Genomic DNA, 11,653 nt, shown 5'->3' with positions numbered 1-11,653 from the left:
GGCGGCGCTGGCTGGGCAGGACGAGGGTGACGACGGTGCCGGACTCGCCGGCCCGGGCGGTGCGGCCGCCCCGGTGGAGGTAGTCCTTGTGGTCGCTCGGCGGGTCGAGGTTGACGACCAGGTCGAGGCCGTCGATGTGGATGCCGCGGGCGGCGACGTTGGTGGCGATCAGCGCGGTGACCTGGCCGGTGCGGAACTGCTCCAGGGTGCGGTTGCGCTGGGGCTGGGACTTGCCGCCGTGCAGGGCCGCGGCCTTGACCCCGTTGGCGAGCAGGTCCTCGACCAGCGCGTCGGCGCGGTCCCGGGTGTCGGTGAACATGATCACCCCGCCGTCGCGGGAGGCGATGTGGGCGATCGTGGCGTTCTTGTCGTGGTTCTGCACGTGCAGCACGTGGTGCTCCATGGTGCTGACCGCTGCTGCGGACGGGTCCACCGAGTGGGTGACCGGGTCGTTCAGGAAGTGCCGCACGAGGCGGTCGACGTTGCGGTCCAGGGTGGCGGAGAACAGCATGGTCTGGCAGCCTTCGGCGACCTGTTCGAGGAGCTCGGTGACCTGGGGCAGGAAGCCCATGTCGGCCATCTGGTCGGCCTCGTCGAGGACGGTGACGCCGACCCCGTCCAGCTGGCAGTCGCCGCGCTGGATCAGGTCCTTGAGCCGGCCGGGGGTGGCCACCACGACCTCCGCCCCGCGGTTCAGCACCTGCGCCTGGCGGCCGATCGACATCCCGCCGACCACGGTCGCCATCCGCAGCCGCACGGAGTGGGCGTAGGGGGTGAGCGCCTCGGTGACCTGCTGCGCGAGCTCGCGGGTGGGGACCAGCACCAGGGCCAACGGGCGGCGGGGTTCGGCCCGCTGCCCCGCGGTGCGGGCCAGGACGGCGAGACCGAAGGCGATGGTCTTGCCGGAGCCCGTCCGGCCCCGGCCGAGTACGTCGCGGCCGGCCAGCGAGTTGGGCAGCGTCGCGGCCTGGATGGGGAACGGCGAGGTGACGCCCTGGCGGGTCAGCGTCTTCAACAGGGCTGCGGGCATGTCCAGTTCGGCGAAGGACTCGACGGCCGGCAGGGCGGGAGTGGTGCTCACCGGCATCGCGAACTCGCCCTGCGGGGAGGAGTCCTGGCGGCGGCCCCGGTCGGAGGAGCGCCGGCCGCCGGCCGGACGGGAGCCGTAGAAGGAACTGCCGCCGGAGCGGGAGCCTGCGCCGGAGCGGGAGTTGGCGTTTTGGTACGAGGAGCGACTGGAGCGGTTCACGTGGAAACCTTCCTCAAGGCGGCGCGTCACGAGGAAGGCCCCGTGGCGCGGGGCGCCGACGGAGACCGCAAGGGAACGGGCCGGAAGTGTGACGGGCGGAGCGTGGACGGTAGAACCGTGCGGCACGTCACCTACGGTCGGCGCTCACCCGGGAGGGGCGGGAGCGAACGACCTCGAACCGTGAGCTGTCACGGCAGGGCGCCGATCCGGACGCGGAGCTGTGGGTCTCGCGTGGGGATGGCCGCCGGTGGCGGAGCCAGGGGGCCTGAGCGGCCGGGAATGCGTCCGTGACGCAATGCCGAGGGGCCCGCACCGGGCAACATGTACGCGGTGCGGGCCCCTCGCTGCTAGGCGGGTGCCATGGCAGAAAAACTACAGCGGGCGAATGTTCTCGGCCTGCGGGCCCTTCTGGCCCTGCGTGACGTCGAACTCGACCTTCTGGCCCTCGAGCAGCTCACGGAAGCCGTTGGCGTTGATGTTCGAGTAGTGGGCGAAGACGTCCGGGCCGCCACCCTCCTGCTCGATGAAGCCGAAGCCCTTTTCCGCGTTGAACCACTTCACGGTGCCATTAGCCATAAAAATAATCTCCTTCAAGGGCTGTCCGAAGCCCGCACCATGCAGGCTCCGAGTCGCCGCGATGAGCACCCACCCGGGGAAGAGCCGGGAAACAAAAATGCGCCTGCAAAACATCAGCAGGCGCACACAAAGTCCATGGGAACCACTACTGCAACTCGTACGACTCTAGCAGGCTCGGGCCCGCCACGGGCGAATTTGTCGCCCCGGGTTTCGCGGGAGCCTCCCCCGGGGCTGCCGGATTTCGGAAAGACCGCCCTTGCCCTCTCCGGCGCCAACGGCAGGAAGTGTCAATTCTGCCGCCTCGGATGACGGACTTCGCGGAGTTCGCCGGAGCTGGACGGGGTGTCGCGACAACCGCTGGAACCCGAGGCGAGCGGCGGACTGTCACAGGGCTGTGACACGGCGGGGTCCGCCTCCCAAGGAGTTCCTCATGACGCGCACGTAACGTCGCGCACGACATGGCGGAGAAGCGGGAGGCGATGGAGATGCGGAAACTGGGGCACGGAACGCGGCTGATCGGGGTGAGCGTGATCGCCGGGATCGTGGCGGCGGGCATAGCCCTGCCCGCGGTGGCGGCCGCCGGGCTCGGCGCCCGGTCGGCGGCCGACGACTTCCAGAGCCTGCCCGACGACTTCAAGACCCCGGCGCTCTCACAGGCCTCGACGATCCTCGACGCGCAGGGCGGCACGATCGCCACCGTGTACGACCGCGACCGCACCGTCGTCCCGGCGGACCAGATATCCCCGCTGGTGAAGACCGCACTCGTCGACATCGAGGACAACCGCTTCTACGAGCACGGCGCGATCGACCTCAAGGGCGTGCTGCGTGCCCTGGACAAGAACGCCACCTCCGGCGGCACCGCGCAGGGCGCGTCCACCCTGACCCAGCAGTACGTGAAGAACGTCTTCGTCGACGAGGCGGGCGACGACCCGCAGAAGGTGGCCGAGGCGCAGCGCCAGACCGTCGGCCGCAAGATCCAGGAACTGAAGTACGCGATCAAGGTCGAGGAGACCCTGAGCAAGGACCAGATCCTCACCAACTACCTGAACATCACCTTCTTCGGCGAGAAGGCCTACGGCATCGAGTCGGCAGCGCGGCGCTACTTCGGCGTGCACGCCAAGGACCTCACCCTGCCGCAGGCCGCGCTGCTCGCCGGCCTGGTGCAGTCGCCCACCGGCTACGACCCGACGGTCAACCCGACCGCGGCGAAGGACCGGCGCGACACCGTGCTGCGCAAGATGGCCGAGTACGGGCACATCACCAAGGAGCAGGCCCAGCAGGCCATCGCGACCCCGCTCGGGCTCAACGTCCAGGCGCCGCAGCAGGGCTGCATCCTGGCCAAGCAGGGCGAGGGCTTCTTCTGCGACTACGTGCGCCAGACGGTGCTCACCGATCCGGCCTTCGGCAAGTCGGCGGCCGAACGGCAGGCGGTGTGGAAGCGCGGCGGCCTCCAGATCCACACCACGCTCGACCCCAAGGCCCAGGCCTCGCTCTACGCCTCCGTCACCGCCCACGTGAACGCCGGCGACCAGGCCGCGACCGCGATGAGCATCGTCGAGCCGGGCACCGGCAAGATCCTCGCGATGGGCCAGAGCCGCCCGTACGGCGTCGACGGCAAGCAGCACCAGACCCAGATCAACTACAACGTCGGCAAGGCCATGGGCGGCGGGCTCGGCTTCCCGACCGGCTCGACGTTCAAACCGATCGTCGCCGCGGCGGCCCTGGAGAACGGCATCTCGCCGAGCCAGAGCTACACCACCGACTACAGCATCCCGTGGCCGGCGATGACGGACTGCTCCGGCGGCCGGTTCCCCTCCGCCGGGCAGGTGCACAACGACAGCCAGAGCCTCACCGGCCAGTTCGACATGAAGACGGCCATGGCGCAGTCCGTCAACACCTACTTCGCCAAGCTGGAGGGCGACGCCGGGCTGTGCAACGTCGCCCAGATGACCAACAAGCTCGGCATCACCCAGCAGGCGGGCGGCGAGAAGCTCCAGGTCGTCCCGTCGATGACGCTCGGCAGCAACGACCTGACCCCGCTGGAGATGGCCGGCGTCTACGCGGCCTTCGCCGCCCACGGCACCTACTGCGCGCCGACCGCCATCGCCTCGGTGACAGGCCCCGACGGCAAGCAGCTCGCGGTGCCGCAGGCGAACTGCTCCGCCGTGATGTCGACCACCACCGCCGACACCGTCACCGCGATGCTCAAGGGCGTCGTCGAGGACGGCACCGGCCAGACCGCCGGCCTCAGCAGCCGCGACAGTGCCGGCAAGACCGGCACCACCGACGCGAGCCGCCAGGTCTGGTTCGTCGGCTACACCCCCGAGATGGCCGGCGCCACCGTCGTCAGCGACACCGACAACCCCAAGCCCCTGGACGGCCAGCGCATCGGCGGCACCGTCGTGGGCCAGGCCTTCGGCGGCACCCTGGCCGGCCCGATCTGGCGCGACGCCATGAACGGCGCCCTCGCCGACACCCCGGCGGGCGCCTTCACCCCGGTGCAGCTGCCTTAGCGGGCTCGTTCTGGGCGTGGTCGTTTTGAGCGTGCTCGTTTCGAGCGTGCTCGTTCTGAGCGGGGGCCGCGCCGACGGAATCCGGCGCGGCCCCCGCGAGCATCTGCGACCGGGGCCGCTCAGAGGCCGTGCCCCTCCAGCGGCTCGCCGGACAGGCGCTGCGCCAGGTAGACCGGCAGGACGGCCAGGACGATCAGCACCGAGGCCACGACATCCACCACCGGGCCCTGGTTGGGCCGGGCCAGGTTCTCGAAGATCCACAGCGGCAGCGTCCGGGTGCCGGGGCCCGCGGTGAAGGTGGTCACCACGATCTCGTCGAAGGAGAGCGCGAAGGCCAGCAGCGCCCCGGCGAGCAGCGCGCCGCGCACGGCCGGCAGCGTGACGTGCCAGAAGGTCTGGAAGGTGTCCGCCCCGAGGTCCGCCGACGCCTCCTCGACCGACGGCGCGATGCGCCGCAGCCGCGCCGACACGTTGTTGAACACCACCACGATGCAGAAGGTGGCGTGCCCGACGACCACGGTGAACAGGCCGAAGCCCACCCCGAGCGGGGTCAGCACGGTGCGGAACGCGGCGTTGAGCGCGATGCCGGTGACGATGCCGGGCAGGGCGATCGGCAGGATCAGCAGGAAGGAGACCGACTGCCGTCCGAAGAACCGGTACCGGGTCGCGGCGAAGGCCGCCATGGTGCCCAGGACCAGCGCCACCCCGGTGGCTCCGAGCCCGGCCTTCAGCGACGTGGCCAGCGCCTCGCGCAGCCCGGTCTCCTGCCAGGCGGCCGTCCACCAGCGGGTGCTGAAGCCGGACGGCGGCCAGGCGAAGGAGCGCGAGGCGTTGAAGGAGTTCACCAGGACCAGCAGCAGCGGGGCGTAGATGACGGCGAACCCCAGGGCCGTCGCCGTCCGGAGCAGGATCCGGGCACCGCGGGAGAGTTGCATCAGGGCGTCGGCCTCACAGACTGTCCAGCGCGCCGGTGCGGCGCACGGCGAGCAGGTAGCCCACGATCAGCAGCACCGGGACGCAGGACAGCGCGGCCGCCAGGGGCAGGTTCAGCGTCACGTTGGACGCGATGACGTTGCCGAGCATGGACGTGGTGCCGCCGACGATCTGCACCGTCAGGTAGTCGCCCAGGCTCAGCGAGAAGGTGAAGACCGACCCGGCGATGAGCGCCGGCCTGGCCAGCGGCAGCACCACCGTGCGCAGGGTCCGCCAGGGGCCGGCGCCGAGGTCCGCCGCGGCGGCGAGCAGGCTGTCGGGCAGCTGCCCGAACGCGGTGCACAGCGGCAGCACCATGTAGGGCAGCCACAGGTACGCGAGCACCATGACCACCGCCGGCACGCCGAAACCGGGGGAGTGCCCGCCGAAGGGGGCGGCGACCCAGTCCAGGACACCACCGTGGCTGAGCATCACCCACCAGGCGTAGGCCTTGACCAGGTAGCCGGCCCACAACGGCGTCAGCACCGCCACCAGCAGCAGGCGCCGGCTCCCGGGCCGAGCGACGCGGGCGACGAAGAAGGCCATCGGGAGGGCGACCACCGTGTCGATCACCGTCACCGACACCGCGATGCCCAGCGTGCGCACGGCGACCGTCCGGTACTGCGGATCGGTCAGCAGCGACCGGAAGTTGTCGAGGGTCCAGCGCTGCTCGACGGCGGAGGTGAACGCGTTGGTGGTCCAGAACGCGGACAGCAGGAGGATCGCCAGCGAGCCGAGGTACGCCAGCACCAGCCAGGTCATCGGCGCCGCCAGCAGCGCCGCGAGCCGCAGACCGGGGCGCCGGTCCAGCAGCCCGGCCAGCCGGCGCATCGGGGTGCGTGTCGGGGTGCGCGCGGGGGTGTGCGCCGGGGTGCGTGCCGTGGCGGGGGCGCTCAAGAGCTCTTGATCCCGTTCCAGGCGGTGACCCACTGGGCGTACGCGGTGCAGTCGTCGCGGCCGCTGCCGTCGGCGCACTGCGCGGTGGGCGTGGTCCAGTAGTAGACGTCCTTCCACCAGTTCTCGTCGGTGGCGTGGTAGTCGGCGCAGAAGCCCGGGTTGTCGGTGATCTGCGCGCAGGCCTTGGAGTTGGCCGGGGCCTCGCCGAAGTACTCGGCGACCTGCGCGTTGGCCGACGGCGAGACGATGTAATCCATCCACGCGTAGGCGCAGTTGGGGTGCTGGGCGTGCGCCGAGACCATCCAGGTGTCGGACCAGCCGGTGGAACCCTCGACGGGCAGGACCGCCTGCGTCCGCACCCTGCCGTCGGCGGCGACCGCCTGCTGGATCACCTCCCAGGTGGTGCCGATCAGGGCGTCGCCGGAGTCGAACGCCGCCTGCTCCTTGGTGTAGTCGCTCCAGTAGGAGCCGACCTGCTTCTTCTGGACCTTGAGCAGCGCCACCGCGGCGTCCAGTTGGGAGGAGGTCAGGGCATAGGGGTTCCTGATGCCGAGCTCGGGCCTGGTCCTCATCAGGTACAGCGCGGCATCCGCGATGTAGATCGGACTGTCATACGCGGTGAGGTGCCCGGCGTAGGGCGAGTCCGGGGTGAAGACCGCGCCCCAGGAGGTCGGCGCGGGGGTCACCTTGTCGGTGTTGTACATCAGCAGGTTGGCGCCGCGCCCGTGCGGGATCCCGTACGGCACGTCCTTGACCGAGTTCCACGGGCGGTTCTTCAACCCGGGGTAGACATCGGCGTAGTTGGGGACGAGCGCGGTATTGACCGGCGCGACGTCGCCGCCCGCGATCAGACGCAGCGTCGCGTCACCGGAAGCCGAGACGGTGTCGTACTGGCCGGTCTTCATCAGCGCGACCATCTCGTCCGAGGTGCCCGCCACCTTGAGGTTCACCTTGCAACCGGTCTGCCGGATGAACGGGGTGACCCAGTCGACGGCCTTGTTGTCCTGCCCGTACTCGACGTAGCCGGCCCAGGCGACGATGTTGACGGTGCCCTCGCCCGGGCCGAGGGACTTCTGCGCGGGGATGTCCGGTGCGGTGAACCCGGTGCCCGTGCCGCCGCCGCCACCGGAGTTCGACGCGCACGCCACGGGAAGCAGCAGGGCGGCCGCAGCCGCCAGGGCGCTCAGGGGGCGGCGGTGCGGGGGGCGGCGGCGCAGGGTTCGGCGGCGTCGGGGGCGCGTGGTGCTCATGAACTCGATCGCTTTCGTCAAGGGTTGAGGGTCAGGAGTTGTCGATACGGACGGTGTGGTGTCGCCGCCAGGCCAGGAGGACGCTCGCCCCCCGGCGGCGGGAGGCGTCGGCATCGGAGGCGTCGGCACCGGAGCCGTCGAGACCGGAGCCGTCGAGACCGGAGCCGTCGAGGTTCTGCCGGACGGCCACCAGCCGCCCGCCCGCCGCCAGGTCGACCAGGAAGCGGGTCTGCGCGCCGGCGTAGACGACCTCGCCGATGGTCCCGGTGACGCCGTACTCGTCGGGCCCCGTCGGGTCCTCCGGACGGGCGATGCGGATCCTCTCGGGGCGCACCGAGTACGTCCCGGGCCGGCCGAAGACCTGCTCGGCGCAGGCGCCCCGGAGCAGGTTCGAGGTGCCGACGAAGCCCGCCACGAACGCGGTGGCCGGCCGCTCGTACACCTCGGCGGGAGTACCGACCTGCTCGATCCGGCCGGCGTTGAGGACCGCGATCCGGTCGCTCATCGTGAGCGCCTCGTCCTGGTCGTGGGTGACGAGGACGAAGGTGATCCCGGCCTCGCGCTGGATCTGTTGGAGTTCGAGCTGCATCTCCAGCCGGAGCTTCAGGTCGAGGGCGCCGAGCGGCTCGTCGAGCAGCAGCACGGACGGGCGGTTGACCAGCGCGCGGGCCAGCGCGACCCGCTGGCGCTGCCCGCCGGACAGTTCGGCCGGGCGCCGGTCACCGAAGGAGGGCAACTGCACGCTCGCCAGCGCCTCGGCCACCCGTGCGGCCCGCTCCGCCCGCGGCACCCGCTTGACCTTCAGCCCGTACTCGACGTTCTGCCACACCGACAGATGCGGAAAGAGGGCGTAATCCTGGAACACCGTGTTGACGTCGCGGTCGAACGCGGGCAAGCCGGTGACGTCGACCCCGCCCAGCAGCACCCGGCCGGCGCTCGGCGCCTCGAAGCCCGCGATCATGCGCAGCACCGTGGTCTTGCCCGACCCGGACGGCCCGAGCATCGAGAAGAACTCGCCCGGCCTGATCTCCAGATCGATCCCGTCCACGGCGCTGACCACGCCGAACGCCTTGCTGACCCCGGACAACGCGACCGCACCGGGTACGAGCGGCCGGCCGGCCGAGCAGCCCGACGTGTGCTCCGGCGGGTTGGGAGAGGGGCTGGCGGACGGACTGGGAACTGGGCTGGACGTCATCCGCACCTCGGTCTCGCGGCTTCTGCTGTCGGATCCGCGGGGCTGTCGAATCCTCTGAATCCTCGACTGAAGCAGAAAAGCCACCGGCCCGGGCGACGGCGGCCCACCGGCCTCGGGGGCCGTCAGCGCGATGACGGGGGCATGGCGGTGACATGGCGGCGCTTGTCAGCCCGATGACGGCGAGGTCCGGCACCTTCGAGAGGTCCGGCCTTGCCCCTCCTCACCCGAATTCACGTCCACGTCAACCGAATTCACGTCCACGTCAACCGAATTCACGTCCACGTCCACGTCCATGCCCACGTCCATATTCACGTCCAAGGAGCGCACATGACGATCACCATCCGACCGGGAAGCACCGTGATGTTCACCGGCGACTCGATCACCGACTGCCAACGGCAGCAGAGCGAAGACGCCCTCGGGTACGGCTACCCGCTGCGCGTCGCGGGCGAGTGGGGCTTCCGGCACCCGGACCGGCCCGTGACCTGGTTGAACACCGGGAACGCGGGCGACAAGGTGATGAACCTCGAAGCCCGCTGGCAGACCGACGTGCTCGACGCCCGCCCGGACGTGGTGTCGATCCTCGCCGGAGTCAACGACATGGGCTGGCACACGCTGGACCCGGAGGGGCGCGTGATCCCCGCGGAGGAGTTCGAAGCGGGCTACGACCGCCTGCTCGCGCCCCTCGCCGAGGCGGGCGCGCAGCTGATCCTCATCGAGCCGTTCCTCCTGCCGGTCCACGGCGTCATCGAGGCCGGCGCCGCCCTCATCGGAGCGGAAGAACGACGGCAATGGCGCACCGACCTGGACCCCAAGATCCAGGCCGTGCGCAAGCTCGCCCGCACCTACGGCGCGCACCTGCTCGCCGCCGACGGCATGTTCGCCGAACTCGCCGCCACGGCCGGCCCGGAGCACTGGTCCGCGGACGGCGTCCACCCGACGCCCGCCGGCCACGCCGCACTCGCGGCAGCCTGGCTGCGCCTGGTCGCCTGACCGGGCCCGAGACCACCCGCGACCCGGCGATCGGGTGGGCGGGTGGTTCGGGGAGAGCCAATGAGCTTAGGGAAGCTCCTGGCGCACCAGCACGCGGGCGAACGGTGCCCCGGTGAGCCGGGCGTGTGCCATCCGCTCGCGCACCTCGCTGAGCGTGCGCGGCCGGTAGCCGGGGCCACCACAGCAGCCCTTGTGGAACCGGACCCCCGCGTGCAGCAGCACGGAGAGCGTCCGCCAGCCAGCGGCGTCCCTCCGACGCGGTGCCGCGAAGGCCGAGCCGACGTGGATCAGCGCCTCGGTACAGCGCGGGCAGCGCCGTTCGTGCGTACCGAGGTAGCGCTGCTTGTACGAGGCCCGGCAGGGCAGACAGACGTACGAGGTCTTCGCATGGGCCATGCGGCCAGACTATGCGTCGGCGGCAGCCGAGCCGACCGGATTTTCTCCGGTCCAGCACTGGGGGAGCCATGCCTCTGGCGATTCCTGACGGTCACTGGCGGCGCTCAGCCGCCGAAGGCCTCCACCACGGGTCGCCGCAGGTCGTAGGCGGCCCAGCCCGGGTCCCCGGTGCAGGCGAACGCGACCCAGGCACCGTGGACCCGGGCTGCGAGCCCCGCCGGGGCGGGTTCGGGTCCGAGCAGCCCGGTGTCCCCGTGCAGCCACGGTTCGTCGGCGACGTCGAACACGAAGGGCAGTTCGACGGTGTGGGCGGCGCCGAGCCGCCCGCCCAGAGCCGTCGAGCGGTACCCGAACGAGTAACGGTGCGTACGGCCGCCCGAGATCCGCGCGTGCGCCTGCGCCAGACGCGCCGTACCGGCCTCGAACAGGGCCTGGCCGAGCACAGCGGAGCGCAGCTCGCCCGGTGTCGCACCCGGCCGAACCGCGCGGTGCGCGGCCAGGGCGGCCTCCGGATCCGGGTGCACCCGGGCGGCGACGGCGAGTACGTCGGCGTCCGTGGTGGACTCCAGACCGCCCTGCGGGACGACGTAGAGGTGCCCCTCCTCGGTGGTGGTGCCGATGAGCAGATCGACGTCGGCGGCCGGGCCGTCGGCGAGGGCGTCGGCGGGCTGCGCCGGCAGGACCAGGCTGAACGGGCTGAGCCCGGCCAGCGGGTCCGAAGCGGTGCCGGTCCGCAGATCCAGGCCGGCCAGCGCGGGCAGGACCGCCACGAAACGCTCGTCCGGGACCAGGGCGAACGCCTCCACGGTCGGCTCGACGCCCAGCGCGGCCGCCACCGCGGCGGTGACCCGCTGCGCCTGCTCCGGCGTGAACGCGCCGCAGCCGTTGCCGCTCTGGACGATCACCCGCCGGAACAGACCGGCGGCCGCCGGAGTCGCGAGCAGCGCGCCGACGAGCGTGGCGCCCGCGGACTGGCCGAAGACCGTGACGTTCCCCGGGTCGCCACCGAAGGCCGCCACCGAGCCCCGCACCCACCTGAGCGCGGCGAGCACGTCGAGCAGCCCGCGGTTGGCCGGAGCACCCGCCAGTTCCAGGAACCCCGGCACGCCGAGGCGGTAGTTCACCGTCACCAGGACGACGCCGTCGCGGGCGAACGCACCGCCGCCGTAGAGCGCCGCACGGTTCGAACCGGTGACGAACCCGCCGCCGTGCACGAAGACCATGACGGGGCGCCCGCCCCCGTCGGCGGCCGGCGTGTGGACGTCGACGGTCAGGTACTCCTCGCCGGGCACCCAGCCCGGCCCGAAGTAGGGGCTCATGTCGAGCCAGCCGAAGTCCCGGGCCGGCTGGGGAGCGGTCGGCGAGGGCCTGCCGCCGTCACGGACACCCGACCAGCCCGGGTGCGGCGCGGGCGCGGCGAACCGGCCGGCACCGACCGGCGCCGCCGCGTACGGAAGGGCGCGGAAGCGCTCGCCGGACTCGCCACGGACGCCGCGCACGGCGCCCGCCGGGGTTTCGACGACCGGATCTGCCTGTCGGGGCACAGGATGACTTCCTCTCTGGAAGGGAACGAAGGGGACATCGCTTGAGGGATCTCCGGACGGGACGTCAGGAG

At 71.5% G+C, this 11,653-nt stretch carries 10 protein-coding genes; 2 read left to right on the top strand and 8 right to left on the bottom strand.

The window, feature by feature from the left end:
• Both ACFV6D_RS32855 and ACFV6D_RS32850 read right to left on the bottom strand, forming a co-directional pair.
• Positions 1 to 1,249 (bottom strand): DEAD/DEAH box helicase (locus ACFV6D_RS32855; protein WP_380562418.1); only part of this gene is annotated, 1,249 nt, incomplete at its 3' end.
• 372 nt (positions 1,250 to 1,621) lie between these two features.
• Positions 1,622 to 1,825 (bottom strand): cold-shock protein, encoded by a 204-nt coding sequence (locus ACFV6D_RS32850; RefSeq protein WP_030918248.1) that lies wholly within the window; start codon positions 1,823 to 1,825, stop codon positions 1,622 to 1,624.
• Positions 1,826 to 2,283: 458 nt separating this feature from the next.
• Here ACFV6D_RS32850 and ACFV6D_RS32845 point away from each other — a divergent pair, with 458 nt between their 5' ends.
• Positions 2,284 to 4,338, top strand: coding sequence for a transglycosylase domain-containing protein (locus ACFV6D_RS32845; RefSeq protein ID WP_380562416.1), 2,055 nt, complete (start codon positions 2,284 to 2,286; stop codon positions 4,336 to 4,338).
• Between the two features lie 119 nt (positions 4,339 to 4,457).
• Here the strand turns inward: ACFV6D_RS32845 and ACFV6D_RS32840 are convergent, their stop codons facing one another.
• From ACFV6D_RS32840 to ACFV6D_RS32825, 4 genes are all read right to left on the bottom strand, one after another.
• Positions 4,458 to 5,273, bottom strand: coding sequence for an ABC transporter permease (locus ACFV6D_RS32840; RefSeq protein WP_380481386.1), 816 nt, complete (start codon positions 5,271 to 5,273; stop codon positions 4,458 to 4,460).
• Between the two features lie 13 nt (positions 5,274 to 5,286).
• A complete protein-coding gene (locus ACFV6D_RS32835) occupies positions 5,287 to 6,141 on the bottom strand; it encodes an ABC transporter permease (RefSeq protein WP_380562423.1) in 855 nt (284 codons plus the stop codon).
• 62 nt (positions 6,142 to 6,203) lie between these two features.
• Complete coding sequence (locus tag ACFV6D_RS32830) at positions 6,204 to 7,457, bottom strand: ABC transporter substrate-binding protein (RefSeq protein WP_380562422.1); 1,254 nt, start codon at positions 7,455 to 7,457, stop codon at positions 6,204 to 6,206.
• A gap of 31 nt (positions 7,458 to 7,488) precedes the next feature.
• Entirely contained in the window at positions 7,489 to 8,544 is a 1,056-nt protein-coding gene (locus tag ACFV6D_RS32825; protein WP_380562414.1) for an ABC transporter ATP-binding protein, read from the bottom strand.
• A gap of 435 nt (positions 8,545 to 8,979) precedes the next feature.
• Between ACFV6D_RS32825 and ACFV6D_RS32820 the strand changes: the two genes are divergently transcribed.
• Positions 8,980 to 9,642 carry a GDSL-type esterase/lipase family protein gene (locus ACFV6D_RS32820; protein ID WP_380562412.1) on the top strand — a complete coding sequence of 221 codons (663 nt, stop codon included), beginning with the start codon at positions 8,980 to 8,982 and terminating at the stop codon, positions 9,640 to 9,642.
• 66 nt (positions 9,643 to 9,708) lie between these two features.
• On the opposite strand, the gene ACFV6D_RS32815 is transcribed toward ACFV6D_RS32820, so the two are convergent.
• Both ACFV6D_RS32815 and ACFV6D_RS32810 read right to left on the bottom strand, forming a co-directional pair.
• Positions 9,709 to 10,038 carry a deoxyxylulose-5-phosphate synthase gene (locus ACFV6D_RS32815; RefSeq protein WP_380562410.1) on the bottom strand — a complete coding sequence of 110 codons (330 nt, stop codon included), beginning with the start codon at positions 10,036 to 10,038 and terminating at the stop codon, positions 9,709 to 9,711.
• Positions 10,039 to 10,142: 104 nt separating this feature from the next.
• Positions 10,143 to 11,582 (bottom strand): carboxylesterase/lipase family protein, encoded by a 1,440-nt coding sequence (locus tag ACFV6D_RS32810; RefSeq protein ID WP_380562408.1) that lies wholly within the window; start codon positions 11,580 to 11,582, stop codon positions 10,143 to 10,145.
• Positions 11,583 to 11,653 lie beyond the last annotated feature (71 nt).

Origin of the sequence: Kitasatospora sp. NPDC059812, from assembly GCF_042732075.1 — a bacterium.
Lineage (GTDB): Bacteria > Actinomycetota > Actinomycetes > Streptomycetales > Streptomycetaceae > Kitasatospora.
Note: the sequence above shows the minus strand (reverse complement) of the source record. Positions and strands in the feature narration are given on the sequence as shown.

Bases quoted from the DNA above. Each gene is read 5' to 3' on its own strand.
- ACFV6D_RS32850 (WP_030918248.1), bottom strand. From the start codon at position 1,825: ATGGCTAATGGCACCGTGAAGTGGTTCAACGCGGAAAAGGGCTTCGGC.
- ACFV6D_RS32845 (WP_380562416.1), top strand. From the start codon at position 2,284: ATGGCGGAGAAGCGGGAGGCGATGGAGATGCGGAAACTGGGGCACGGA.
- ACFV6D_RS32840 (WP_380481386.1), bottom strand. From the start codon at position 5,273: ATGCAACTCTCCCGCGGTGCCCGGATCCTGCTCCGGACGGCGACGGCC.
- ACFV6D_RS32835 (WP_380562423.1), bottom strand. From the start codon at position 6,141: ATGCGCCGGCTGGCCGGGCTGCTGGACCGGCGCCCCGGTCTGCGGCTC.
- ACFV6D_RS32830 (WP_380562422.1), bottom strand. From the start codon at position 7,457: ATGAGCACCACGCGCCCCCGACGCCGCCGAACCCTGCGCCGCCGCCCC.
- ACFV6D_RS32820 (WP_380562412.1), top strand. From the start codon at position 8,980: ATGACGATCACCATCCGACCGGGAAGCACCGTGATGTTCACCGGCGAC.
- ACFV6D_RS32815 (WP_380562410.1), bottom strand. From the start codon at position 10,038: ATGGCCCATGCGAAGACCTCGTACGTCTGTCTGCCCTGCCGGGCCTCG.